Consider the following 26,122-nt stretch of genomic DNA (forward strand, 5'->3'; position numbering starts at 1 on the left):
CACCAAGCCGCCCATGGCTGGCAGGCCCGTGGTTCTTTTGTTTGTGGTTGAAGGTTTCTCTGACAGCGTACCCTGCCTTCCGGCAGGGCGCTCCCATTGCGTTACTTGGAAAGGCCGCCGTTTTGGCCGGGGTGAGTGGTGTGTGTCCGCTCCCCGGGAAAGCGGCCATTTTTTTTTAGTGCTGTACCTCAGCGAGGAGGATGAGATGGTTGAGCGTATTCCCATGACTCAACAGGGATATACCAGGTTGCGGCTGGAGTTGGATCGCCTGCAGAGGCAGGAGAGGCCCGAAGTGATCAAGGCCATTGAGGTGGCGCGCGGCCATGGCGATCTCAAGGAAAACGCAGAATATCATGCCGCCAAGGAGCGTCAGGGCCATATCGAAGGGCGGATCATGGAACTCAAGGATAAATTGGGCCGGGCCGAGGTGATCGATTGTTCGGCGGTTGATTGTTCCCGGGTTGTCTTCGGGACGGTGGTGACCCTGGTGGATCTCAACACCGAGGAAGAGATCCGCTACCAGCTCCTGGGGCCGGAGGAGGCTGACGTGAGCAAGGGCAGCATTTCCGTCCTTTCCCCCATCGGCAAGGCGATGATCGGCAAGAGCATCGGCGACGAGATTACGGTGAAAACCCCTGGCGGGATGCGGCAGTTTGAGGTGATGGACATCACGGCGCCCAAGGAGTAACTGTCGGGCGCCGGCCGGTGCGTTTATGAGTCTTTCTTCAGAATGCCATGGGTGAAGATGGCGCTGATCTGATGGGCGGCCTCTTCGATGGTGTAGTTGTGGTCCGGGGAGAGAACCCACAGCCTGGATGTTTCGTCAAGGGCGCCGAAAAATGCCCGCTTGAAAACGCCGGGCAGGACATCGGCGCGGAACAGTCCCGTTTCCTGGCCCTTGTGGACGATGGCCGAAACCACATCCACGTATTCAATAAATTTGGTATTCCTGTATTCCTTCATGAATTTGTTGCTCTGGCGCAGCTCCATCTGCAGGACCTCGGCAAGTTCCTTCTTCTCTTCCATGAGCTTCAGATGATGCAGGGCAAAAATGTCCAACATCTTTATGGGGTCGGATTCCTTTTCGGTGAGGAGCTTCACCTCCAGGATGATCTTGCCGATCTCCTCCTCAAAGAGCGAGATCAGGATGTCGTATTTGTTGTTGAAGTAGAGGTAGATGGTGCCGTCGGCAACCTGCGCCTCGGTGGCGATATCGGAAATGCGGGCGTTGAAAAAGCCTTTTCTGGCGAAGACCTTGATGGCCGCCTCAAGAATTTTTGAGTGCTTGTCGGATGTTCTCATGGACTGATCTGCGGGCTGAGAGGAAATGGGGGCGCCAGAGGAAGTTCTCCGCGCGATTTGTGAATGTGTATTCATTCAGTTTGGAGACCCTATCTTAGAAAAGGAATGTGGCTGTGTCAAGGTGAAAAAGCGGGGGCGTGACGATCACCCGGGCCGGGAAGTTGTGCTCCGCGAATTCCGCGCGGTTCTGCCCGATGCGGCGTGATTTTGCACTTTCTTGGCAGGGATTTTTGAGGTACATTGTTTCACTTTGCAAAGAGGCGTTTTTTTCGGTAAAAACGATTTGTATCCCTTTGATGGCGGGGAAGGAGATCCATTGATGAACGTTCTGGTTGTTGGCTCAGGCGGGCGGGAACATGCCCTGGTCTGGAAATTGAAGCAAAGTCCCCGGGTGGAGGCGATCTTCTGCGCGCCGGGCAATGCAGGGATCAGTTCCCATGCGACCTGTGTCGAGATCAGTTCCACCGCCATCGACGACCTGATCGCCTTTGCCAAGAAAGAAAGGGTGGGGCTTACCGTCATCGGCCCTGAAGTGCCTCTCTCCCTGGGGATAGTGGACCGCTTCGAGCAGGAGGGCCTGCGGGTCTTCGGCCCGCGGCGGAAGGCCGCCCAGCTTGAGGGCAGCAAGGTTTTCATGAAGGATCTCCTGAAAAAATATGCCATCCCCTCCGCCTTTTACGAATCGTTCACCGACCGGGAGGCGGCCCTGCGCTATATAGAAAAGCAGGGAGCGCCCCTGGTGGTCAAGACCGACGGTCTGGCCGCCGGCAAGGGGGTCATTGTCGCGACAACGGTTGAAGAGGCCAAGGCCGCCGTTGATCTCTTCATGAAGGAGAAGGCCTTCGGCGAAGCGGGCAGCCGGGTGGTGGTCGAGGAGTTTCTCCGCGGCGAGGAGGCCTCCTTCCTGGCCTTTACCGACGGGAAAACAATTTTGCCCCTGCCCAGCTCCCAGGATCACAAGGCCATCTTCGACGGCGACCAGGGGCCCAATACCGGCGGCATGGGCGCTTATTCACCCGCGCCGGTGGTCACCGAGGCCGTGCACCGGCAGGTCATGGAAAAGGTGATGTATCCCACCGTGCAGGCCCTGGCCGCGGAGGGGTGCCCCTACAAGGGTGTGCTGTATGCGGGGCTGATGATCGATAACGGCATCGCCAGGGTGCTTGAGTTCAACTGCCGCTTCGGGGATCCTGAGGCGCAGCCGCTCCTCATGCGCCTTGAGGGGGATCTTGTCGAGGTGATGGAGGCGGTCATCGACGGCCGGCTCGCCGAGGTATCCCTGGCAATCGATCCGCGGCCCACGGTCTGTGTGGTCATGGCGGCGGGGGGATATCCGGGCTCCTATGAAAAGGGCAAGGTGATCCGGGGGCTTGCCCAGGCGGGGCAGCGGCGGGACGTGGTGGTTTTTCACGCCGGCACGAGCCGGCGGGATGGCGAGGTGGTGACCAACGGCGGCCGGGTGCTCGGCGTCACCGCTCTCGGGGCGACGGTGCAGGATGCCATTGCCAAGGCCTATGCGGCGGTTGGCGATATATCCTGGGATGGCTGTTATTACCGGAAAGACATCGGCGGCAAGGCTCTTGGCCGCACAGGAGGATGAGGGATGATCGGCATTGTGATGGGCAGTGATTCCGACCTGCCGGTTATGCAGGGCTGCATGGATTTTCTGAAGAAGATGAATATTCCCTATGAGGTGACGGTCGCCTCCGCACACCGGACCCCGCATCGGGCCGCCGATTATGCAAGCACGGCCCGCGAACGCGGTTTGAAGATGATCATTGCCGCGGCCGGCATGGCCGCCCACCTGGCCGGGGTGCTTGCCGCCCACACCACCCTGCCCGTGATCGGCGTGCCCGTGGATTCCTCTTCCTTGAACGGGCTCGATTCGCTGCTTTCCACCGTGCAGATGCCGCCGGGCGTTCCCGTGGCCACCATGGGTATCGGCAAGGCCGGCGCCAGGAATGCCGCGATCCTGGCTGCCCAGATTCTCGGGATTACCGATGGCGTCATTGCCGGCAAGTTGGCAGAATTCAAAGAGGATATGGCCGCGGAGGTCGAGGCAAAGAACCGTAATCTTTCCCGCGGGTAAGGGCGGGCAGGACCGGGAAGGAGCGGGAAGGAGCGGGCTGCGCCAGTGTCAGGACGGGAAGAAGAAGCAGAGCATATCGTTACGGATCAGGATCTGGCAAGGGCGAGGGAGGTGCTGCTGGCCGGCGGCGTTGTCGCCTATCCCACGGAAACCTATTACGGCCTGGCGGTCGATCCCCTGAACCAGGCCGCCCTCTCGCGTCTTTTCGCCCTGAAGAGGCGGCCGCCGGACAAGCCCGTGCTGGTTCTGGTCGAAAACCGGATCCAGCTTTCCCGGCTTGTCGCCGAAGTCCCGCCGCCTTTTGAAATTCTGATGGGTACGCTGTGGCCTGGCGCCCTGACCCTCGTTTTTCCGGGAGTGGCGACGCTGCCGGCCATGCTCACCGGTTACAGCGGCACCGTTGGCGTCCGTCTCTCCTCCCACCCCGTTGCCCGACGTCTGGTGCAGGTCTTTGGGGCGCCGATAACCGCGACCTCCGCCAATTTTTCCGGCCAGCCTGCCGCCGTGGATGCCGCCGGCGTCATCGACCAGATCGGGCCGGATGTCGATTTTGTCCTGGATGGCGGCGTCACCCCGGGCGGCAAGGGCTCCACCATCATCGGCTGCGAAGAAGGCGAGGTGCGGTTGCTCCGCGAGGGGGTGATTCCCTTTGCCGACATTCTGGCCCTTGTGGCCGGACATTGATCGGCCCTCCGCTTTTTTCGCTTTTCTCTCCCGTTCACCGTGAAATGGAAAAAAACCCGGCCGGGCAGGATTTTTCCATTTATCTGTTTGCTGATCCATAACGATTTCGGTATGATAATTGAATTAGACCGAGTGGTTCGTGTTTCCCGGTCTTCGCTGCCGGGAATATCCGACGGCAACTCCACGATAAGGAAAAATAATGGCAGATCTTGAATGGGATAGAAATTTCGCTCTGGAGCAGGCAGGGGATGATGAGGAGATGCTGGCGGAACTTCTGGTCCTTTTCCGGGATTCTTCCGCTGCCGATATGGAGCGGATCCGTGATGGCCTGAGCAGGGAAGACGCCGTTGCGGTGGCGGATGCCGCCCACAGCATTAAAGGGGCCGCCGCCAGCCTCGGAGTGGCTGGCGTGCGCAGGGTTGCCGCGGAAATGGAAAAAACGGGGCGTGGCGGTGATCTGGCGGCCCTGGCCCGGCAGGTGCCCGAGCTTGCCGATCTTCTTGCCGCCCTTGATGATCTGCGGTGAACCGAAGCCTGGTCCCGGCCGACCAGGAAGGGTGTGGCTGATGGCCTTGCGGCGCAGGGGCGAAGCGATAATTTCATGGGCTGCGAGGCATAACCGCCGCCGGTTTCGGGTGCGCGGCCGAGAACAGATAATGGAGACAACCCGCCTTCCGTCATGCCCAGCGCGAATGACATAATCAAAAAGTTCAGCGAGCTGAAAACCCTGCCGCATGTGGCAATCAAGGTTACCCAGCTTGCCAACGACGACAACAGCACCATGCAGGATTTCGAGGAGATCATCAAGCTCGATCCTGTTCTGGTCACCCGATTGCTGCGTTTGGTGAACAGCCCCTATTTCGGCCTTGTCCAGAAGGTCGAATCCATCGCCAAAGCGGTCGTCTTTACCGGCATGAAGCAGTTGCGCAACCTTGTCGCCGTCGAAGCCCTGCGCAACATGTTCAAAGGCGATGGGGAAGACTTCTCCGCCCAGAAGTTATGGCTGCATTCCGCCACGGTGGCCATTTTGGCGGAAATGGTGGCAAAACGGATTTTCGCTCAGGAGGGAGAGGATGTCTTTCTGGCCGGCATTATCCACGATATCGGCCTCATTGTCGAAAATCAGGTGGCGGGCGAACAGCTCCGCGAGGCCTGCAGGGCCTTCCGGGATGGGAAAGGTCCGCTGATCGAATGTGAGCGGGAGGCCATTGGCACCGACCATGCCGAGGTGGGCTACCTTCTTGCCAAGGACTGGAATCTGCCCCAAGAGGTTCTTGCCTCCATCAAATCGCATCATCTTTCCAACCAGAAAAAGGCGATTTCCAGCATCGGCAGCATTCTCCAGCTTTCCGAGTTCATGGCGGCCAAGATGCGATACTGGCCCATCCCGGGTCCCATCGAGCCACTGCCCCCTGATCTGGCCAGGCACGTGAAGAACATGATGGCCAACTACAAGATCATCATCAGGGATCTTCCCGCCGAGATGGCAAAGGCCAAAGAGTTGTATGAGTCGGATTCTGAATAGCATATGACCGAGCCCACCTTTGAAACCATATTCGAGGATCTGGTCGATGTCGGCGAGGAGCTGCAGGGCTTTCTCTCCATGGTCGAAAAGGTCTTGCCCGAGGCGGCCCTGTTGATGCAGGGCGCGGCCGGCGTCGTTCTTGCCGGCAAAAAAAACCTGGATCTTTCTCTGCCGGTTCGGGAGAAGCTCGTGGAAAGGGCCAGGCATGCGCCCGCCATCGTCAGCGGCAAAACGGATGACGGTTTCTGTTGCTATGCCCGGCAGATTCCCAGTCTGGACGCTGTGCTGATATTTTCCTTTCCCGAGGGAGCCCAGGACCTTACCGCCGTTCCCGGCGGCTCCGCTTTGCTCAGGAACTCTCTGGAGCTTGCTCTGGTGCGCCAGGAGCAGGAGATCCTGGTTGCCGACAAGGAGCAGGCCCTGACCCAGATCACCATCCTCAAGCAGCAGCACGGCAAGCTCATTGAAGACAATTACCGGCAATACCGTCTCAACCAGGAGAGGGAAAAGGAATACGCCAAAAAGCTGGAGAGCGAGATTGCCAAGCAGACCGCGGAATTGCGGGAAGCCAACGCGAGGCTTGAGGAGATCAGCAGGCTGAAGAGCGATTTTCTTGCCAACATGAGCCATGAATTGCGCACGCCCATGAACGCCATCATCGGTTTCACCGAACTGCTCTCTGAGACGAACCTCGACTGCGAGCAGGCGGATTACACGAAAACCATTGCCCAGTCCGCGTCCAGCCTGCTTTCGCTGATCAACGACATCCTGGATTTGGCCAAGATCGAATCGGGCAAGCTTGAGCTTGAGCACATTTCCTTTGACCTGGGTGAGGTGGTGGGCAACGTCTGCTCCCTGTTCAAGCTTCCTGCCAAGGAAAAAGGGGTTGCGATCCTCTGTTCCATCGATGAGCGGATTCCTCGCCGGGTTCTGGGGGACAGTATCCGTCTGCGTCAGGTTCTGGTGAATCTGGTGGGGAATGCCATGAAGTTCACCGAACAGGGGCAGATCGACATTCGGGTTGCCCATGAGCGCCAGGTCGCGGGTCGGATACTCTGCCGTTTCTCGGTGCGTGACACCGGCATCGGGATCCCCGCCGACCGGCGTGAGGCTATCTTTGACAAGTTCACCCAGGCGGACGGCTCCACCACCCGAAAATACGGCGGCACCGGCCTGGGGCTGGCCATCTGTCTGCAGCTGGTGGGGCTGATGGGGGGGCAGCTTGCCGTGGAGAGCGAGGTCGGCAAGGGCAGCACTTTCTTTTTCATGCTCCCCCTGGAAGAGGCGCCCGCCGAAGTGATCCCGCTCAAGGCGCCGCGGGAGGGGGCTGCTGCCACGCATGGCAAGGGCGGAAGGATTCTGCTGGTTGAAGACAATGCCGTGAACCAGCGCCTTGCCACCATTCTGATCCAGCGGGAGGGCTACGAGGTGGATGTGGCTTCCGACGGGGTGGAGGCCATGGAGCGCCTTAAGCATCAGCGCTTTGATCTGGTGTTGATGGATGTGCAGATGCCCAATATGGACGGGATAACGGCGACGAGGAAGATCCGGGAGATCGAGGCGGATGCCGCGCTTAAGGCGCAGTATGTCTGCCTGCGGGATCTGCTCCAGCCCCTGGTCGTCATCGGCCTGACCGCCCATGCCCGCAAGGAGGATGAAAACGCCTGTTACGCGGCGGGGATGAACGGGTTTCTCACCAAGCCGATCATCAAGGCCAAGCTGGCCAAGGTCGTCAGCGAGATGATGCCGGAGCATCCTTAAACACGGTTGCCACTCCGGCGTCCTGTCGGAGAAAAGCAGTTCCCTTCCCCCGGTCGTTAACGCAACAACGCCAAGGCGCAAAGAAAATCGTTTTGAAATTCTCCGGTGTTCTTGCCTTGCCGCGCTGTTGCCTTACCCTTTTTCCTTGAGCATCCCGATCCGTTCCCGCCAGCCTGGGCCGAAAACCGTAAGGCGGCACTGCCGCGACGCGGGGGGCTGAAAATCCATGGTGATCTCCAGGCGGTCCCCGGGCATGAGGCTTCCCAGCCGATCCGGCCATTCGATGACCGTGAGCCCGGCGCCATGGAAATACTCTTCAAAGCCGAGTTCCTCGATTTCCGTCTCGTCGGTCAGGCGGTAGAGGTCCATGTGGTAGAGGGGGAGCCGGCCCGGATATTCGTGCATAAGGCTGAAGGTCGGGCTTGTTATGTAACAGGATTCCGGTACCTGCAGCCCCTGGCCGATGGCCTGGGTGAGGGTGGTCTTGCCGGCCCCCAGCGACCCGGAGAGGGTTATGACGTCGCCGGGCCGGGCAATTTCGCCCAGGTAACGACCAAGCCTGGCCGTGGCCGCAAGGTCGGGAAGCGGGAGAATCAAGTCGTCTGGCATGGAAGAGCCGATCCCGGGTGGCTAAAGCTGTTTCTTGTGGCAGAAGAGGCAGCGGTATTTGGGAGGGTGGTCGGCGGGCAGCGGTGCGGTTCCTTTCGGAACGTGGCAGGATTCGCAATATTTTTCCGCTTCTTTTTTCCCCATTTCGTAAAACTTGAGGTGATTGTCATCGCGGGGAATTTTTTTGGTGGACTCCGGCGGCGCCTTCAGCAGGAAAATCAGGATGCCGACACAGCTCAGGACGAAGAGGATGTTCAAGATGCGATTTTTTTTCTTGCTCTGTTCCAGGCTCATGGCGCGGTCCTTGTCTGCGGCGGGTGCAGGCCCATTTCCAGTTCATGGTAGTCGATAAGTCCGGCGCGAAGCGCCAGGATCAAAGATTCGAGGATCAACCTGCCGCCAAAACGGCTGCCGGAGGCAAGTTCGAGGATGCGGCTGTGCCGGCGCTGCTTGGCGATGAGTTCGGCAAGCGGAGCACATTCGTAGTCTTTGTCCAGGATGCTGCGGGCCGCCTCTTCCCCGGAGAGAATGGCGGAATAAATGCCCTCGCCGGTGAGTCCCGAGGCAAGTCCGGCCGCATCGCCCACCAGAAACCGGTTGTCGAAGCGAAAGCCCTGGTAGTCGAAGTTGACCAGGGCGGCCCGGGGTTGGTGGGAAGGGAGGGAAATGTCGAAGCGGGCCGCCCACCGGCGCAGGCTGTTCAGGAGCGCGCCGGGTTTGCTTTTTCCGCCTCCGTCGTAAACGCCGATGGAAGCGGTGTCCCGATGGGGAAAGATCCAGGCATAACCGTTGCCGAACAGTTTCGTGTCCAGATGCCACTCCATTGCCTGGTAGTTGCCCGGGATCTGAAAATGAATGCCCACTCCGCAGCGCCTGGTGGCGATCCCCAGTCGGCGTCGGACCATGGAGCCGCTGCCGTCAGCGCCGACAAGGAAATCGTAGCCGAATTCTCCGGCCCTGGTATACACTTTTTTTTCATCCATGCCGGTGGTGGGGGTGTCTGTTTTGATGGTGACCCCTGTGGCTGCTGCCTTCTGTGCCATCCAGCGCCCGAGGCGGCCACGGTCCACCGTGCAGACCATCGGTTTGTCGTCACGGATGGTGGTTTTTTGCCAGTTGCTCAAAATCCGCTGCGAGGTGAAGGCGCGTTCCAGTATTTCAGCGGGGACACCCAGGGTAAGGGTGGCGGAAGGGATACCGCCGGCGCAGACCTTCGGGCCTATCCGCGCGTTGCGCTCCAGGACCAGAACCTCCTTGCCGTGCCGGGCCAGGCTGGTGGCGCAGGCGAGTCCGGCTGGACCCGCGCCCACTATGACGGTGTGATAGTTTTTCATGGCAGTCTGACGGTGAAAGTGCCGAAGCGGAAATAAGATGCAGACTATAGAGGAACGCTTTTCCTGTCAAGATTTTAAGAGGCCTGGAATCATTGCGACAATCATGGTATAGTGCCGGCGTTTGCGGAAACGCCCGGGAGGCTTCGCTCCTGCCTCCATTGCGCTGCCCGCTTGGTGTCGGCTGGTCCCTGTTGAACTGAAATCATGACGAAGGCCCCCCGCGGGGCTGGTGCGAGGATAGGTGTTATGGAACTTGAGCCCCTTGAGAAAAAAAGAGAAATACCCCAAAGCAAAGCCGCCTTTTTTGTTCTTGCGGGCTTTGTCGTTCTGCTGGCGGCGCTGGGAGGCCTCTGCTGGGTCGGTTTCGAACGGGAGCTGCCCCAGGTGCATCTTGCCGGCGATGTTTCCCGCCTTGGTCTTGCAAAGCAGGTTTCCCTCGCGGTGAGCGACGCGAAAAGCGGTCTGCGTTCCGTCAGGGTTTCGCTGATGCAGGGGGAGAAGAATGTCACGGTTTTTGAAAAATCCTTTCCGCGGCAGGGATATCTTTCCGGAGCCGGGCCGCTGAAGCTTGAGGAGGCCTTTGAGGTTGCCGGCAAGAACCTCGGTTTTAAGGACGGGGAGGCGACCCTGCTTGTTACGGTCAGGGATTATTCCTTCTCTGGCTGGTTCAATGGCAACGAAACCGCTCTTGCCCAGCCGGTGGTTTTTGACACCAGGCCGCCGGCGGTGGGTGTCGCCGATTCCCCCCAGTATATCGATGCCGGCAGCGCCGGCGTGGTGGTGTACCGGGTGAACGAGCCGGTGGACAAGCACGGCGTCGTGGTGAATGACCTGTTTTTCCCTGGTTTCCCGCTGCCCAAAAAAGGCGAGGGCGTCTATGCCGCCTGTATCGGCCTGCCTTTCGACACCGTGCAGCTGACAAAAGTCATGGTGACGGTGACCGATCTTGCCGGCAACGAGAATAAAGCCCCCTTTTCCATGCGCCTCAGGCAAAGAAAAATCACCACCGACCAGATTGCCGTGAGCGACGGTTTTCTTTCCGCCAAGCTCCCCGAGTTCATTGTGCATTACCCTGATCTTGCCGGCACCCCCATCGAACAGTACCTCAGAATCAACAATGAGATCCGCCGGCAGAACAACGCCAAAATCAGCGAGATCTGCGCAAAGTCCCAGCCGGAGAGGCTCTGGGAAGGTCGCTTTGATCGCTGGCCCGGCAGCACCCGGGCCAGGTATGCCGATCGCCGCACCTATCTTTACGAAGGCAGGGCGGTGGACGAGCAGGTGCATCTGGGCATGGACCTCGCCTCGCTGCAGCACGCGCCGGTTCAGGCCGCCAACCGCGGGGTGGTTGTTTTTGCCGATTATCTCGGTATCTATGGCAACATGGTGATCCTGGACCATGGCCAGGGGATCTTCAGCCTCTACTCGCACCTCAGCCAGATAGACGCCACCGTGGGCAGCATGATGGAGCGGGGCGGTCAACTGGGCCTTTCCGGAATGAGCGGCATGGCCGGCGGCGACCATCTCCACTTCAGCATCCTGGTGAACGGCGTCTTTGTCGACCCCATCGCCTGGTGGGATGAGAACTGGGTGCAATTGCACATGCAGAGTTATCTGTAACCCGTGTCCAGGATCAGAATACTTCCCGAGAACCTGGCCAACCAGATAGCGGCCGGTGAAGTCATCGAGCGGCCCGCCTCGGTGGTGAAGGAACTGCTGGAAAACGCCATCGACGCGGGGGCGCGTCAGGTGGACATCCAGGTGGAGGGCAACGGCACCCGCCTGATCCGGGTGGTTGACGATGGCCAGGGCATGGATCAGGACGATGTGCTGCTTTCCCTGGAGCGGCACGCCACCAGCAAGATCGCCAGCGTGGACGAGCTTTCGGCGATCCGTTCCCTGGGCTTTCGCGGGGAGGCGATGCCCAGCATCGCTTCGGTTTCCCGCTTGCGCATCACCTCGCGGCCGGCGGCGGAGCCCCTGGGGACCCAGGTGGATGTCCGGTACGGCCGTCTCCTCAAGGTGCATGAGATGGGCGGCAGCCCGGGGACCGTCGTCGAGGTGAGCGATCTTTTCGGCAATGTTCCGGCCCGGAAAAAATTCCTCAAAACTGCTAAAACCGAATTGGCCCATATCGAGGAGGTGGTGCGGAATTATGCCCTGTGCCGCCACGACCTCGGGTTTGCCTACACCGTTGACGGCCGCGAGGTGCTTCGGCTGCCCGCGGGGTTGGATACGCCTCGGCGCCGGATCGAGCGTCTGCTGCGGAAAGGAGCGGGAGATCTGGTCACGGTGGGGGAGATGCTCCAAGCGGGCGAGGTATCCGGCCGGGAGCCGGCGATTTCTGGTTTCCTGTTGCCGCCCGAGACAGAGGCGGCCGCCAGTCTCAGGATTTTTGTCAACGGCAGAGCGATCCACGACCGGATGATCACCCATGCCGTGGGCGAGGGCATGCAGCACTATCTGATGAAGGGGAGGCGGCCGGCCGGCGTCCTGTTTCTCCAGGTCTCTCCCGGGAGCGTGGACGTCAATGTCCATCCCACCAAGCAGGAAGTTCGCTTCCATAAACCCAACGAGCTCCACCAGGCCATCGTCGCCGCGGTGCGGGAGGGGATGGCCGCCTATCAGCAGGCGCTGCGGCAGGATCTCTTCCGCGGGCCGGCCCCGCGGGTTTCTCCGCAAGCGCGGCGGGAAGAGTCCGGTGCCAAAGAACCTTATGCGGAAAAGTCGACCGGGCCTGCTCCGGTCCTGGGCGAGCCGGCGCAGCTCTTTGCCGCCTGCCCGCCAGCCCCCCCCCCGGCGGTCATCACCACTCCGGCCCCGGAGGAGCCGGTCTCGCCATCGACCATGCCCGTAATGTCGCCTGAGGATACGGCCGGGCCGGCAGCCGCTTCCGAAAGCCGTCCGCCCGGGAATGTGGCCGGCGGCCCGCAGCCAGGCGCGGAAATCCCGGCGGCGGAATCGGTTTCCCCTTCGCGGGCCGCAGGACTGCGCTATCTCGGGCAGGTGCTCAACACCTATCTGCTTTGCGAAAGTGAGGATGGCCTGCTTGCCATTGATCAGCACGCGGCGCACGAGCGTCTGCTCTTCGAGGGGTTGAAGAGGCAGTTCGCCGCCCGCAAGGTTGCCCGCCAGACCCTTCTTTTTCCCAAGGTGATCGAATGCACCCTGGAAGAGGCGCAGATTCTCCGGAATCATGCCGAAGCAATCGCCGCTCTCGGCCTTGACCTGGAGGAGTTCGGGGGCGACAGCTACGTGGTCAAGGCGGTGCCTGCCGTGCTTGGCCGCGTCCCGGTCGATGAGATCATTGCCGGGGTTTTTGCCCGTTTTGCCGAGGCCGGCCGCGGCCAGGGCGGGGTGCGGGCCGAAGAGGTGCTCGCCGACATGGCCTGCAAGGCGGCGATCAAGGCGGGGCAGTCCTTGAACGATACGGAAGTTGCCGCTCTGCTCGCCGAGATGCGGCGGGCAGAGATCTTTTCCCATTGCCCGCACGGCCGGCCCGTGGCCAGGAGTTTTTCCGCCGCAGATCTCAAAAAATGGTTTTATCGCGGCTGAGGGGTCCCCAAGCGTCGCCGTTTCTGTTACAATACAAATTCCTGTCACCCAAGAAAACCGGACCAAAAAGGGCAGAGGCGTCTGCGCGTCCTGTCTCCAGCGTAATCGAGGGGGGTATATGACAGCTTCTCCTTTGTACATCCAGCTTTTCAGTGTCCACGGTCTGATCAGAGGCACGGCCCCGGAACTCGGCCGCGATGCCGATACCGGCGGCCAGGTGAAGTACGTGCTTGAGCTCGCCCGGGCCCTGGCCGCCCATCCCGAGGTGGCCCAGGTCGACCTGATAACCCGGCTCATCGTGGACAAGGCGGTTTCCGCCGATTACGGCCGGGCCGTCGAACCCATTTCCGAAAAGGCCCGCATCGTCCGTATCCAGTGCGGCGGCCGCAGATACATCCGCAAGGAACTGCTCTGGCCCCATCTCGCCGAGATGGTGGACAAAACCCTCAAACTCATCAAAAACACGGGCCGCCTCCCCGATATCTTCCACGGCCATTACGCCGACGGCGGCTATGTGGCCAGTGAGCTGGCCAGCATCTTCGGCGCGCCCTTCATCTTCACCGGTCATTCCATGGGGGCCCACAAGAAAAACAAGCTCCTGGGCGAGGGCATGAGCCGGGAGGAGGTTGTCCGCCGCTACCGCATCGACCATCGTATCGATGTGGAAGAGCGGCTCATCAAGGAAGCGGAGCGGATTTTCACCAGCACCCGCCACGAAATCGACAAGCAGTACGGCCTTTACAAGAACGGCAAGGCCGGCCGCTATACCGTGAACCCGCCGGGCATCGAGGTGGAAACCTTTTATCCCTACTACGCCCCGCAGCTTGATGTGGATTTCGGCGATGAGATCACCCGGCAGGCCAGGGTGGTTCTTCTCCACGAGCTGCACCGTTTCTGGGTTTCGCCGGAAAAACCCTTTATCCTGGCCCTCTGCCGCCCGGATCAGCGAAAAAATATCGCCGGCCTTATCCGAGCCTACGGCGAGGACAAGGAGCTGCGGGCCATCGCCAACCTGGCCATTTTCGCCGGCATCCGCAAGGACATCGCCGAGATGGAGGAAAACGAGCGCAATGTGCTCACCGAGATGCTGTTGCTCATGGACCGCTATGATCTTTACGGCAAGCTGGCCATTCCCAAGAAACATGATTTTTCCGTGGAGGTGCCGGAGCTGTACCGTCTCTGTGCCGACAGCCACGGCGTTTTTGTCAATCCGGCCCTGGTGGAGCCCTTCGGCCTGACCCTGATCGAGGCGGCGGCCTGCGGGCTGCCCATTGTCGCCACCAGGGACGGCGGCCCGGCCGATATCATCGGCAACTGCGCGAACGGCATCCTCGTCGATCCGACCAGCACGGCGGAGATCGCCACGGCCATCAAGAAAATCCTGGTGGACAAGGAGCTCTGGCAGCATTATTCCCGCAACGGCATCAACGGCGTACGGGCCCACTACTCCTGGCCCTCCCACTGCGACAGAACCGTCAAGGAACTGCGCAAGGTTCTGGCCCTGATGCCCAAGCCCTCCCCGGCCGAGCCCCTGCCGGAAATATCTTTCGGGAAAAGACTCACCGCGGCCAAGCGGCTGTTGATCACCGACATCGACAATACCCTGCTGGGGGATGACGGGGCCCTGGCCGAACTCATGGAGATGCTCGCCGCGTCCCGGGCGAACATCTGCTGGGGCGTGGCCACCGGCCGCAGCCTGGAGAAGGCGGTGAAGACCCTGACCGCGCACGGGGTGCCGCTGCCGGACATCATCATCAGTTCGGTGGGCACCGAGATCCATTACGGGGCCAATTTTTCTCCGGACAAGGGCTGGCAGCAGCATATCGCCTATAAGTGGCGTCCCGATGAGCTCAAGGCGAAGCTCGATTCGCTGGCCTTTCTCAACCGCCAGGATGAAGAGGAGCAGCGGCGTTACAAGCTGAGCTATTATATCGACCTTGCCGAGGAGCCGGAGACGTTGAGCCTGGTGCATCAGGCCCTGCGCGCCGGCAAACTGCGTTACAAGCTGGTCTCTTCCCTGGGGCAGTATCTGGACATCCTTCCCTACCGGGCTTCCAAGGGCAAGGCGATCCGGTATCTCAGCTACAAGTGGGAGATTCCCCTGCCCGATATCATGGTCTGCGGAGATTCGGAAAAGGACGCGGAGATGCTGCGCGGCGACACCAGCGGGCTGGTGGTCGGCAACTATACGGGCGGGCTGGAGGAACTGCGGCATGCCAGAAGCGTCTATTTCAGCGACTTGCCCCATGCCGCCGGAATCATCGACGGGATCCGCCATTACCGCTTTCTTGAATAGGGTGTAACCGATGTCTAAAAACCATCTTGCCGGTTTTATCGACGAGGAGGAGCTTCCCTTTCTGTTGGAATTCCTCTTTGCCCTGCCGCGCCCGGAAACCTCGATGCTGTTGCGCAACGACATCCTTTTGGCCTTTGCCGGCCATGCGGAGAAATATGGGCCGGAGAGGACGCCGCGCGGTTCCTGGCGGTTTTTGCGCAAGGTTCAGGAGATTCTCTGGCTCCCCGGGGCCCTTGCCCTTGTCTATCGTCACCGGAAGGCCAGCTGTCGGATTTACCGGATGGAAAACGGGAGCGAAAAGTTGACCCAGATGAGCATTCCCGACTTTCTCGCCGAAAAGGAGCGGCTGATCCGGCCGGATCTGCCGAAAAGTCAGCGGACCATGGAGTTGAATCTGGCACCTTTTTACGATTACGGACCCAGTCTGAAAGACCCCCATACCATCGGGCACGGGATCAGGCACCTCAATCGCTACATGTCCTCGAACCTGGCCAACCAGCCGGCAAAGTGGAACAAGGCCCTCTATGAATTCCTGAAGCTGCACCATCTGCACGGGGTCCAGCTCCTGCTGGATGGCAACGCGATCCGCAACACCGAGGAGTTGGAGGCGGCCCTGGAGGAGGCGGTGGATTTTCTGGAGCGTGACGAATGCCCCGGCGACATGGAACTGGTCAGGAAAAGATTGCGGGAATCAGGCTTTCTCGACGGCTGGGGCGACAACCCGAAGCGGATTCTGCAGACCATCAATCTGTTACAGGACATCCTGGAACAGCCCGACGAGGAGACCCTGGAGGAGTTTCTTGCCAGAATCCCCATGGTTTCCAAGGTCGCCCTCATCTCCCCGCATGGCTGGTTCGGGCAGGAAAATGTTCTCGGCCGCCCCGATACCGGCGGTCAGGTGGTCTATGTGCTGGATCAGGCCAAGGCCCTGGAAGAGCATCTCATCGAAGACCTCAAAAACGCCGGTTTGGACCTGAGTCCGAAGATCCTCATTGTCAGCCGGCTGATTTCGGAAAGCGAGGGGACCACCTCCGGCCGGCGGCTGGAAAAGGTCAGGCAGACCAGGAATGTCTGGATTCTCCGGGTGCCGTTTCGGGAGGAGAGCGGGGAGGTGGTGAGGCACTGGCTTTCGCGTTTTCGGATCTGGCCCTATCTCGACGGTTTTGCCGCGGAGGTGGAACAGGAATTGCGGCAGGAGTTCGGCGGCCGGCCGGATCTCATTGTCGGCAACTATTCCGACGGCAACCTGGTTGCCACCCGCCTTTCCACCAGCATGGGCGTCATCCAGTGCAATATCGCCCATGCCCTGGAAAAATCCAAGTATCTGTTCAGCGATCTCTACTGGGAAAAATTTGAGGACGAATACCACTTTTCCGTGCAGTTCATGGCTGATCTTCTTTCCATGAACCTGGCCAATTTCATTATCTCCAGCACCAGCCAGGAGATCACCGGCACCGATCAGACCATCGGCCAGTACGAGTCTTATCAGTTCTTCACCATGCCTGGTCTGATGAATGTCACCAACGGCATCAACCTCTTCCATCCCCGTTTCAATGTCATCCCGCCCGGGGTGAACAATGGGGTGTTTTTCCCCCATACGCGGAAAAAGCAGCGTGATGCCGGAAAGCGCAGGGAACTCGCGGAGCTGCTCTTCGTCAGGGAGGATGAGGAGTGTCTCGGGCGGCTCCACAACCCGGATTTGCCGCCGATCTTTTCCATCGCCCGCCTGGACAGGATAAAGAATCTCACCGGCCTGGTGGAGGCATACGGCAATGATCCGCGGCTCAGGGAGCAGGCCAATCTGATCCTCATCGCCAGCGTCATTGATCCGGCGCGATCCAAGGATGCGGAGGAGGCGGAGGAGATCCGGAAAATGCATGAACTGCTCGTTCGCCATGAGCTTGGCGGCAGCGTACGCTGGATCGGCAAGTTTCTGGGCAAGGAGGAAACCGGCGAAGCCTACCGGGTCATCGCCGACCGGCAGGGGGTTTTCGTGCAGCCCGCCCTGTTTGAGGCTTTCGGTCTCACCATCCTCGAAGCCATGCACACGGGCCTGCCCGTCTTTGCCACCCAATTCGGCGGGCCGCTTGAGATCATCGAGCATGAAAAAACGGGATTTCTCATCAATCCGACCAACCAGGCGGCAATGACCGCCAAACTGAGCGAATTTTTCGATGATTGCGCCGCCAATCCCAAGCATTGGCATGGTATCGCCAAGGCCGGCCTGAAGAGGGCCCAAACCTGTTTCACCTGGGAGCGCCACTGCCGGCAGCTGACCCGTCTCACCAAGGTTTACGGCTTCTGGCGCTATTCCATTTCCGAGCAGGCGAAGTCGCGCCTGGTCCAGTACTGTAATCTGCTGTACCATCTGTACTTTAAGGAGCGGGCCCGGCGGATCCGTTGAGCCGTCGCCCGTCCGCGCTGAATATTCCCGTGGGGTTCACCATGATCGTTTCCGTGGGCGAGGTTGTCTGGGATCTCTTTTCCGATCGGCGGGTGCTCGGGGGAGCGCCCATGAACGTCGCCTATCATCTGCAGGCGTTGGGGGCGGAGGTTGAGATCGTCACCCGGGTGGGCAGGGATCCCTTGGGGCGACAAACCCGGGAAGCCCTGGCCGGGCTAAATCTCCCCCTGGCCGGAGTCCAGGAGGATGCGGATCTTGCCACCGGCCAGGTGCTGGTGACGGTGGACGCGGACAATGAACCGCAATTCGAGATCGTCGCCCCAGCTGCCTGGGACAATCTTTCCCTGGCCCCGGCCCTGCGGCTTGTGGCCGGCCAGGATTTTTCCCTGGTGTTCGGTACCCTGGCACAGCGGGCGGCGCCGAGCAGGGGGGTGATCAGGGCCCTGGCCGCGAAGGCGGCTTTTCGCTTTTACGACGTGAACCTGCGGCCGCCGTTCACGACGCCGGAGTTGGTCCTTGCCTCGCTTGCGGAGGCGGATCTGGTCAAGATGAACGAGAGAGAACTTTTCATTGTGGGAGGCTGGCTGCAAATCAAAAAGCAGGACAAAAAAAGCATCGCGCAAGAAATTTGGACAAGGTATGATCTGACAGCGCTTGCGGTCACCGCCGGCAGCGGCGGCGCCTGGGTGGTTGCCGAGGATGGCTGTTTTCAAGCGGAGGCCGCCCCGGTAAAGGTCATCGACACGGTGGGGGCCGGCGATGCCTTTTTTGCCGCCCTGATCCATGGCTACCTCAGACAGCGGCCCTGGCCGGAGATTCTGGACCTCGCCAACAGGCGGGGGGGCTATGTGGCCAGCCGGCCCGGGGCCACGCCGGCCATGCCGGAAAAGTAAAAAAAACAAACGGCGAACGCCTTGATTTTGATAATTTTTTTAAAAGGAAAGAGAAGTCATGTCTACTCCTGTGCAGCAGACCAATTTTGAAAATCTAAAGCTCATCCATCGCGGCAAGGTGCGGGATCTCTACGAGGTGGGGGATAAGCTCCTCATGGTGGCCACGGACCGCATCTCCGCCTTTGATGTGGTCATGGATGATCCCATTCCCCAGAAGGGCGAGATTCTCACCAGACTTTCCCTCTTCTGGTTTGATTACCTCAAGGATGTCGTGGCCAATCATCTGATCACCGCCGATGTGGCCGAGTATCCAGCCGCCTGCGCGCCTTACCGCGATCAGCTTGCGGGCCGCAGTCTGCTGGTGAAGAAGGCAAAGCCGCTGCCAGTGGAGTGCATTGTCCGTGGGTATCTCTCCGGCTCCTTCTGGTCGGCATATAAAAAAGACACCACCGTTTGCGGGTTTAAGCTGCCCGCCGGCATGCAGGAGTCGGACAAGTTTCCCGAGCCGCTCTTCACTCCCTCCACCAAGGCGGAGCTGGGCCTGCATGACGAGAACATCTCCTTTGCCCGGATGGAGGAGATCGTGGGCAAGGAGCTGGCTGCGAAAATCAAGGACGTCTGTGTACGTCTCTATGTCAAGGCTTCGGATTATGCCCGCGGCAAGGGGATCATCATCGCGGATACCAAATTCGAGCTTGGCCTGTACGAGGGCGAGCTGATCCTGATCGACGAGGTGCTCACCCCCGATTCCTCCCGTTTCTGGCCGGTGGATCAGTACAAACCCGGTGCGGGGCAGCCGAGTTTTGACAAGCAGTTTCTCCGCGACTACCTTTCTTCCCTCAGCTGGGGGAAAACCCCGCCTCCGCCGAAGTTGCCCCGGGAAATCATTGACAAGACCGCTTCCCGCTACCGTGAGGCCCTGGAGAAAATAAGCGGAGTAAAGATCTGAGGGTGGCGACCGCGGCAGCAAGATTCCCGGGGGAGGTGTCGGAATGGTGAGAGCGGTTCCGCTGGTCCTGCTCAAAACCGTTACATATCTTGCCGCGGCCGGCCTGCTGTTCGGACTCGCCGGTTGCGGTTTTTCCCTGGACAGGGCCAGGGAAGGTCTCCGGGATTTCGTTACCCCCACCGACGCGAGCATCATCCGCCATCATGTCCGGCAGTATCACGATTCCCTCTACGATTTCACCTCCCGCCTCTACGCGAAAAATCCAAGGTACGAAAAAGATCCGCTGCAACGGAGCCGCAAACTTGCGGCCATATTCAACGGCGGGCCGGCTGTCGAATACGCCTATGCCGCCAGGCTTTCCCATGAAATCCTGGCGGCGGCTTTCAGCGTGGACGCGGAAGAGACCGATCGGGTCTATCTCCTGGCCCTTGGTCTCTGGAAGAGCATCAAGGAGGCCTACAACGTCCGGGACGAGGAGGTTTTGTTAAGCGGATTGCAGGTCTCGCTTGAGCGGCTGCAGCGGCTGCACCACAACATCAGCCAGGTGAACTGGCGGCTCAAAACCTGCAAGGACAAGAAGGGGGAGCTCCTCTTTCTTACCAATGCCATGGGCGAAGACGGCTACATCAATATGGGCTATGAGGTGATCATGACCCGGATCCTCACCCGTATCGAAGACGACATCGCCATGCGGGGAGGGCTTCCGCAGAAATACTTCTTTCGCATGTCCACCATCTTTGTCAGCATTGCGATTTAGGCAATCCCGTAGGGTCAACACGGATTCGAGTCGATAAAATGGGTGGATCGGGAATTTACCCAGGTGTATATTTCCGGCGTACGCCGGTTTGCGGCAGAGAATGCAAGGGCGGGACGATCCTGAAAAATTCGGATCGCAGGGGGAGTCTGCTTTCCGCAAGCAGATACCCTGTCGCCTCACCGCTGGGATTTTGAAACGGAGGGAACCTGTATGCATGGCCTTTTCATCTTTTGCTGTCTGGCAACGCTTGCCTTGGCGGGCTGCGCCGTACCGCCGCCCGCGCCGATGTCCGTTGCGGCAAAGGCCGAGACCGCGGGGGCGACGTTGGAAACGGTTGCCGGGCAACCTGTGCCGCCGCCAAGGCAGCGCGCCACCGGTACGCCGGAAGATGCCCGGCGCCATATGCTGCGCGGCATGGCCGCCATTGAAATAGCCAAATCCAATGAGGACCTGGTCCTGGCCGAAGACGAGTTCCGCATGGCCACCGAGATCGCCCCGCAAATGGCCATTGCCTGGTTCAACCTGGGCCGGGCCCAGACCCAGTTGGGCCGGTACGGCGAGGCCATGGAGAGCTACCGTCACTACCTGGCCCTTGCGCCCCAGGCCAAGGATGCGCAGAGCGTGCGCGACGAGATCGTCAAGCTCGAATTCCGGCAGGAGTTGGCAGCAAAGGCCCAGGCACGGCTCGGGGGCTGGGTGGGTCAGGATGGCGCCTCTTATCGCCTCACGGCCAACGGCAACCGCCTGACCCTCAAGACCGAGCAGCGGCCGGTGCCCCAGGAGGAAGTGCGCTCCACCTACTCTTTTGCCGGCAATGTACCGGTCACGGCAACCACCCCGGCGGAATACCAACTTGTTCTGCAGGGCAACCGGCTCTCCGGTACCTGGAGCCGGGGCGCGGTCCGCGCCGACAAATGCACGGTTCCCCCCGACACCGCCGAGGCGACCGGCGAGCTGAATGACCGTGAGGGCAAGATCGTGCTGCGCCACGAGAGCACGAGCTATACCGCGGCCACGCAGATCTCCCTGCTGGGCGACGACAGCTGCGGCGGCGTCACTGCCGGGGCAAAAAGGTCGGTGGAGGAGACCTTCTACGGCCCCCTGCCGAAGGGCGGGCTGGGGGTGGTGCTTTACGGTCTCACCTTCTGGTGGGACGGCGGCTTTTCCGCGGTGCAGTACGGTTGGCAGGGGCGGTTGGGTATCAAGGTGCGGCCGGGAACACCGGCCTTCGAGGCGGGGTTGCGGGACGAAGACGAGATCCTTGCCATCGACGGCGTGGCGGTCCGCTCCCTCTCGGCCGGCGAGACGGTATTCCGCCTGCGGGGAGAACCCGGCAGCCGTGTTACCCTGCAACTGAGGCGCAAGGGCAACCAGGAGCCCCTCACTGTCAGCCTGCACCGCGTCGAGCTGCCTTCCGGGAAATAGGATTCTGGCCCCGGCCGTGGTGGGTCAACCGTCGGGGGGTGCTGGCAAACAAGGGTAAGGAGGAAAAACGATGGTGCGGATGCGCTCTCTCTTGGGAATGGCCCTCTCGCTCTTTCTGGTGGCATTGTTGGGAGGATGTGTCACGGAGTACGGTGAAGCCAAGCCCAAGGATGTTGTTCCGATCGGCTACACCTACCAACCAAAATCCCGACCCGGGATCGAGACCCCTGAGGCGGCCAAGAAGGATCTGGCCGCGCTGCTCGCCGGCAGCACCAATCCCGGCATCAAATTCTACGGCCAACCCGGCATCAACAACGCCGCGAATGAGCAAGCCCTGAAGGCGTTGGTGCAGGGCAAGAATGGCCCCATCACCTTCTGGTACGATGGCCAGAACGAACTCCTGTTCATGGCCTTTTCCGGCAGTAGCGCCCTGGAGGATCGGATCGAGGTAAGTCCGCGTATCCTCTTTTTCTATGCCGATCTGTTGGACCAACCCATTGTGGTGGAAAAGACCGCGGAATGGCCGGCCGTGGGGCGCCATATCGTGGGGCAGAGCATTGAGGGGACCGTGCGCCGCTACAAGATCCACTTCCCTGGGCTGATCTCCTTTGTCTTCGAAGACCTGCCCGATGCGCAGCGATTCGCCGACGACCTCTTTGTGATCCAGCAGGCGTTGCAGAAGACGCATGACCAGCGACTCGCCCTCTTTCAGGCCAAGGCGGCGCAATATCGCGGGCTGAAGGTGAAGCCGCCGGTCTCCGAGGAGCAGCGGAAATACATCGTCCAGGCCAATACGGCGAACGCGCAGAAGGAGTATGCCGGGGCCATCGACCTCTACAACAAGGTCATCGACGTCGATCCGGTTTCCTACCCGGAGGCGTACTTCAACCTGGCCCTGCTTGCGGCCCAGATGCAGCGGTTCCAGCCGGCCATCGGCTACATGAAGCAGTATCTGCAGCTTGTGCCGGACGCCAAGGACGCCCGCAGCGCCCAGGACAAGATCTACGAGTGGGAATTCCTGCTGCAGAAAAAGGGACGTTGACAAAACTAAGGATTCGCTTCACGCCAGGAATGCCTCGTCACGCAAAGGAGGAGACGCATGATGTTCGCCACGAAGAAAAAAACGGGGTTTTGCCTCGGTATCCTTCTGTTGGCCATGGTGGCGGGATGCGTTGCCGCTAATCCCGAAATCGACCAGGCACAAGACGGCATTCCCGTCGGGTACAAGTATTCCCCCAAGCTTCCGGCCGGTATTGCGAGCCCCGACGCCGCCAGGAAGGATCTGGCGGAGCTGCTGCAAGGCGGAAAACAACCCGGTGTGAAGTACCTTGGTCAACCGGGGATCAATACCCATGCCGAGCGAAACGCCCTGAAGCCCCTTCTGCACGGCAGAAAGGGCGGCGCCGTGGCGTTTTACGATGCCAGCAATACCTTGCTGTTCATGGCGGTGGATGGTTTTGCGGTGCGGGCCGAAAGCATCGAGGTGAGCCCGCGCCTCGCCTTTTTCTATACCGATCTGTTGGGCGCTTCCATTGGTGTAACGAAAACCGTTGCCCAGCAGCCCGCCCTTGGCTTTCAAATCCTTGAGGGGAGCCTGGGAGGGATGACGAATTGGGTTACCCCCTATCGGATCGAGTTCCCGGGGGTGATGTCGTTTCACTTTGCCGAACTGCCCGATGCGCAGCGGTTTGCCGACGACCTCTTTGTGATCCAGCAGGCGTTGCAGAAGCAGCGTGACGAGCGACTCGCCCTCTTTGAAGCCAAGGCGGCGCAATATCGCGGGCTGAAGGTGAAGCCGCCGCTCTCCGAGGAGCAGCGGAAATACATCGTCCAGGCCAATGCGTTGAACGAACAGAAGGATTATGCTGGGGCCATCGACCTCTACGGCAAGGTTATCGACGTCGATCCGGTTTCCTACCCGGAGGCGTACTTCAACCTGGCCCTGCTCGCGGCCCAGATGCAGCGGTTCCAGCCGGCCATTGCTTATATGAAACAGTATCTGCAGCTTGTGCCGGACGCCAAGGACGCCCGCAGCGCCCAGGACAAGATCTACGAGTGGGAATTGATGGCCCCCAAAAAATGATGGCGACATATACGGATTGCTTGATAGGAACCCATCTTATTAAGGAGATATAACGTAATGGACACAATCAGGCGGTTTTTGGTTTCTGTGCTTCTTGCCCTTCTTATCGCCATATCGGGAGGATGCGTTGCCGCGCCTGCCGCAAAACCTGAACCTGAACCTGAAGTTTATTATCCCAAATCGCCAGCCGGCATAACGACCATCGAAGAGGCAAGACAAGACCTGGCAATCCTTATGAAAGAAGTGGACGTGATTTTCTATTATAGGTCCAATTTTAAATTGCCCGGGGAAGGCGTTCTGCGCGAACTATATGGAAAATATCCTCGCATGAGGATAAACAACATTCTTTACACGGATGATTGTTACAACATATACAAAGATGAAGGCGGCACCATTGATGTTTTTGATGATCGAATAGATTTCCCTTTATTTTCGTTATACTATAAAGAGCTTTCCGGGGATGTCGCAATACTGGTCAGACAAGGATATATTGTTGAATTATCTCACCATGTCCATTTAAGAGCGCCTAAAGGCACTGCGCAAAAAATAGCTGACGACCTGTATTTCATACAGAAAGATATTGAGAGGTATAATTCCGGGGAATTGGAGGTTTTTAAAGAAAAAGCCGCTCAATACCGCGCTTCCAAAATAAAGCCGCAGGTATCCGAGGCGCAGAGAAAATTTATCGTGCAGGCCAATGCCTTTACCCAGAAGAAAGATTATGCCGGAGCCATTGGCCGATACAATAAAGCCATTGAGCTTGACCCCGTCTCGTATCCGGAGGCTTACTTCAATCTGGCCCTGCTCTCTGCCCAGGAAAATCGCTTCAAGTCCGCCATCGGATACATGGAAAAATATCTGTTGCTGGCCCCTGACGCCAAGGACGCCCGCAGCGCCCAGGATAAGATCTATGAGTGGGAAGCCATGGTGGACGACACAGGTAGGACGGGGCAGGATTCGGAGCAAGGACATAACAAGTGAAACGTTTTTTTGAGCATCTCCTGATTTTCTGCTTCGTGCTCTTGCCCCTGCCGGCTTTGGCTGGGCCGGCCCTTGATTGCGAAGGATCGGCCAAGGCGTATGCGTTGCAGGGCATCCCCTGCAACTGCGTGAACGGGCAGATCGTTTGCGACGAACCTTCGGGGGGACACAAAACCAAGAAGCATGGCGTTACCTCCGGGGACATCAACGCCATGGTCGTGGGCACCATCTTCCAGGGATTGCTGACCTCCATGTTCGCCCCGCCCACCAGCTCGAACAATGCGCAGGAAGCCCTGGCCGCCCAGCAAAAGGCCGCCGCCCTGGCCGCCCAGCAGGCAGCCGCGTTCCAGCGCGCCCAGGAGGCCGCCTTCCAGGCCGAACACAACAAGATGATGCAGTCGTTCAAACAACTGGATGGCTCCCAGGGCGTGGCCTTCAAAAGTTTATCGGATGCTTCCCTTGCCTTTAAAACCCTGGACGATGACGCGGAATCCCTTGCCGCCAATGCCCGGAAACCCTTTGACACCGCAGCCGAGCCGAAACCGCCCACCCCCTTCTTCGGCGACACCATGCCGCTCAAGGACATTCAGTTGCTGGTCAACCCGGAGAACGACCCCAGGGTTGTCGATTTGCGAAACGCCACCGCCTATGTGGCCAAGAATTTAAAAGATGATGGCGAGCCCCCTGCGCCAACCGCGAAGCCGCGGGATGGGAAGGCTGACGGCAAGCCCATAACCAAAGCTCCGGATTGCGCCAAGCTGACTCGGAAATTGCAGGGGTTCCTCACCCAGAGGGAAAAGTTCCACAACACCATCAATCTGGCGCAGGAGCAGCTCACCACCTGGGAAGACGCCAACCGCAACGCCTTGCTCAATGCGGCCAAGGACGGCATTGAATATTTCACCGGACAATTGCTGGAAGGTGTTGCCAATCGAGGGAAAGCGGCGGATCGGTTGCAACGGATTTACGACAAGAATGCCGCGCGGATGGCGCAAGATGGGGTGGATATCGCCGCAGTGGAGGCCAAGATACAACGGTTAAAAATGCTCTCTTCCGCAGGCAAAATCTCCGAACTCACCAGCAACATCCTCGACTGGCAAACCTTCATCAAGGATGGAATGTCCGGCCTGATGGCGCAGTTGACCTCTTCAAACCAGGAAATCCACGCCCTGCTCGACGATCCGGAACTGCAAAAATATTTCGAAACAGAATCCCCGGAGCTGAAAGCCCTGCTCGATATTTCAAAAATAGCCGCCTCAAATGCCGTTTTCGGCAAGTGGGTGGCAAAAAAGGTGCCCATCATCGCAGGGGTCGAGCTTGCGATCAACCAATCCTACAACGGGCTGGATTGGTTCCTGAGCTTCAAGCGCATGACCGAGGCCAATGAGATAAACGGCAGGGTGCTGGGGGCGGCGAGGGCCATTCAGGAAAACATCGACGACACGTCCCTTGCCTTACGGGAATGCCCTTAGATC

The 26,122-nt window shown here is 59.6% G+C and carries 23 protein-coding genes; 19 read left to right on the forward strand and 4 right to left on the reverse strand.

Going from position 1 to position 26,122, the window contains the following annotated elements; genetic code table 11:
• Positions 1 to 205: 205 nt before the first annotated feature.
• On the forward strand, positions 206 to 688 hold the full coding sequence (greA, locus tag ACUUL3_RS02675; protein ID WP_448554324.1) for a transcription elongation factor GreA: 483 nt from the start codon (positions 206 to 208) through the stop codon (positions 686 to 688).
• 23 nt (positions 689 to 711) lie between these two features.
• On the opposite strand, the gene ACUUL3_RS02680 is transcribed toward greA, so the two are convergent.
• Positions 712 to 1,302 carry a TetR/AcrR family transcriptional regulator gene (locus tag ACUUL3_RS02680; protein ID WP_448554326.1) on the reverse strand — a complete coding sequence of 197 codons (591 nt, stop codon included), beginning with the start codon at positions 1,300 to 1,302 and terminating at the stop codon, positions 712 to 714.
• 319 nt (positions 1,303 to 1,621) lie between these two features.
• On the opposite strand from ACUUL3_RS02680, the gene purD reads away from it, so the two are divergent.
• From purD to ACUUL3_RS02710, 6 genes are all read left to right on the forward strand, one after another.
• Positions 1,622 to 2,902 carry a phosphoribosylamine--glycine ligase gene (gene purD, locus ACUUL3_RS02685; RefSeq protein ID WP_448554328.1) on the forward strand — a complete coding sequence of 427 codons (1,281 nt, stop codon included), beginning with the start codon at positions 1,622 to 1,624 and terminating at the stop codon, positions 2,900 to 2,902.
• A 3-nt stretch (positions 2,903 to 2,905) separates the two neighbouring features.
• Positions 2,906 to 3,391, forward strand: coding sequence for a 5-(carboxyamino)imidazole ribonucleotide mutase (gene purE / locus ACUUL3_RS02690; RefSeq protein WP_448554330.1), 486 nt, complete (start codon positions 2,906 to 2,908; stop codon positions 3,389 to 3,391).
• Between the two features lie 45 nt (positions 3,392 to 3,436).
• A complete protein-coding gene (locus ACUUL3_RS02695) occupies positions 3,437 to 4,075 on the forward strand; it encodes an L-threonylcarbamoyladenylate synthase (RefSeq protein ID WP_448554331.1) in 639 nt (212 codons plus the stop codon).
• Positions 4,076 to 4,274: 199 nt separating this feature from the next.
• Positions 4,275 to 4,601: an Hpt domain-containing protein gene (locus ACUUL3_RS02700; RefSeq protein ID WP_448554333.1), complete on the forward strand. Its 327-nt coding sequence runs from the start codon at positions 4,275 to 4,277 to the stop codon at positions 4,599 to 4,601.
• 153 nt (positions 4,602 to 4,754) lie between these two features.
• A complete protein-coding gene (locus tag ACUUL3_RS02705) occupies positions 4,755 to 5,600 on the forward strand; it encodes an HDOD domain-containing protein (RefSeq protein ID WP_448554335.1) in 846 nt (281 codons plus the stop codon).
• A gap of 3 nt (positions 5,601 to 5,603) precedes the next feature.
• Positions 5,604 to 7,361 carry an ATP-binding protein gene (locus ACUUL3_RS02710; protein WP_448554337.1) on the forward strand — a complete coding sequence of 586 codons (1,758 nt, stop codon included), beginning with the start codon at positions 5,604 to 5,606 and terminating at the stop codon, positions 7,359 to 7,361.
• 132 nt (positions 7,362 to 7,493) lie between these two features.
• On the opposite strand, the gene tsaE is transcribed toward ACUUL3_RS02710, so the two are convergent.
• The 3 genes from tsaE to ACUUL3_RS02725 are packed head-to-tail and all read right to left on the reverse strand — an operon-like array spanning position 7,494 to position 9,304.
• Positions 7,494 to 7,970 carry a tRNA (adenosine(37)-N6)-threonylcarbamoyltransferase complex ATPase subunit type 1 TsaE gene (gene tsaE / locus ACUUL3_RS02715; RefSeq protein WP_448554339.1) on the reverse strand — a complete coding sequence of 159 codons (477 nt, stop codon included), beginning with the start codon at positions 7,968 to 7,970 and terminating at the stop codon, positions 7,494 to 7,496.
• Positions 7,971 to 7,991: 21 nt separating this feature from the next.
• Positions 7,992 to 8,264 (reverse strand): hypothetical protein, encoded by a 273-nt coding sequence (locus ACUUL3_RS02720; RefSeq protein WP_448554341.1) that lies wholly within the window; start codon positions 8,262 to 8,264, stop codon positions 7,992 to 7,994.
• Entirely contained in the window at positions 8,261 to 9,304 is a 1,044-nt protein-coding gene (locus ACUUL3_RS02725) for an NAD(P)/FAD-dependent oxidoreductase (RefSeq protein WP_448554343.1), read from the reverse strand. The genes ACUUL3_RS02720 and ACUUL3_RS02725 overlap by 4 nt, the downstream gene beginning before the upstream one ends.
• Positions 9,305 to 9,550: 246 nt before the next feature.
• On the opposite strand from ACUUL3_RS02725, the gene ACUUL3_RS02730 reads away from it, so the two are divergent.
• From ACUUL3_RS02730 to ACUUL3_RS02785, 12 genes are all read left to right on the forward strand, one after another.
• A complete protein-coding gene (locus tag ACUUL3_RS02730; RefSeq protein ID WP_448554345.1) occupies positions 9,551 to 10,924 on the forward strand; it encodes a M23 family metallopeptidase in 1,374 nt (457 codons plus the stop codon).
• Between the two features lie 3 nt (positions 10,925 to 10,927).
• Positions 10,928 to 12,859 carry a DNA mismatch repair endonuclease MutL gene (gene mutL, locus ACUUL3_RS02735; RefSeq protein WP_448554346.1) on the forward strand — a complete coding sequence of 644 codons (1,932 nt, stop codon included), beginning with the start codon at positions 10,928 to 10,930 and terminating at the stop codon, positions 12,857 to 12,859.
• A 118-nt stretch (positions 12,860 to 12,977) separates the two neighbouring features.
• On the forward strand, positions 12,978 to 15,155 hold the full coding sequence (locus ACUUL3_RS02740) for an HAD-IIB family hydrolase (protein WP_448554348.1): 2,178 nt from the start codon (positions 12,978 to 12,980) through the stop codon (positions 15,153 to 15,155).
• 10 nt (positions 15,156 to 15,165) lie between these two features.
• Entirely contained in the window at positions 15,166 to 17,559 is a 2,394-nt protein-coding gene (locus tag ACUUL3_RS02745; protein ID WP_448554350.1) for a sucrose synthase, read from the forward strand.
• 41 nt (positions 17,560 to 17,600) lie between these two features.
• On the forward strand, positions 17,601 to 18,452 hold the full coding sequence (locus tag ACUUL3_RS02750) for a carbohydrate kinase family protein (RefSeq protein ID WP_448554352.1): 852 nt from the start codon (positions 17,601 to 17,603) through the stop codon (positions 18,450 to 18,452).
• Positions 18,453 to 18,510: 58 nt separating this feature from the next.
• Positions 18,511 to 19,401 carry a phosphoribosylaminoimidazolesuccinocarboxamide synthase gene (locus tag ACUUL3_RS02755; protein WP_448554354.1) on the forward strand — a complete coding sequence of 297 codons (891 nt, stop codon included), beginning with the start codon at positions 18,511 to 18,513 and terminating at the stop codon, positions 19,399 to 19,401.
• A gap of 43 nt (positions 19,402 to 19,444) precedes the next feature.
• A complete protein-coding gene (locus ACUUL3_RS02760; protein WP_448554355.1) occupies positions 19,445 to 20,158 on the forward strand; it encodes a hypothetical protein in 714 nt (237 codons plus the stop codon).
• A gap of 210 nt (positions 20,159 to 20,368) precedes the next feature.
• On the forward strand, positions 20,369 to 21,583 hold the full coding sequence (locus tag ACUUL3_RS02765) for a PDZ domain-containing protein (protein WP_448554357.1): 1,215 nt from the start codon (positions 20,369 to 20,371) through the stop codon (positions 21,581 to 21,583).
• 70 nt (positions 21,584 to 21,653) lie between these two features.
• Positions 21,654 to 22,625 (forward strand): tetratricopeptide repeat protein, encoded by a 972-nt coding sequence (locus tag ACUUL3_RS02770; RefSeq protein ID WP_448554359.1) that lies wholly within the window; start codon positions 21,654 to 21,656, stop codon positions 22,623 to 22,625.
• Positions 22,626 to 22,682: 57 nt separating this feature from the next.
• Positions 22,683 to 23,666 carry a hypothetical protein gene (locus ACUUL3_RS02775; RefSeq protein WP_448554361.1) on the forward strand — a complete coding sequence of 328 codons (984 nt, stop codon included), beginning with the start codon at positions 22,683 to 22,685 and terminating at the stop codon, positions 23,664 to 23,666.
• Between the two features lie 57 nt (positions 23,667 to 23,723).
• Positions 23,724 to 24,647 (forward strand): tetratricopeptide repeat protein, encoded by a 924-nt coding sequence (locus ACUUL3_RS02780; RefSeq protein WP_448554363.1) that lies wholly within the window; start codon positions 23,724 to 23,726, stop codon positions 24,645 to 24,647.
• Entirely contained in the window at positions 24,644 to 26,119 is a 1,476-nt protein-coding gene (locus ACUUL3_RS02785; protein WP_448554365.1) for a hypothetical protein, read from the forward strand. The genes ACUUL3_RS02780 and ACUUL3_RS02785 overlap by 4 nt, the downstream gene beginning before the upstream one ends.
• The last annotated feature ends 3 nt before the right edge of the window (positions 26,120 to 26,122 follow it).

Source organism: Thiovibrio sp. JS02 (assembly GCF_053485635.1).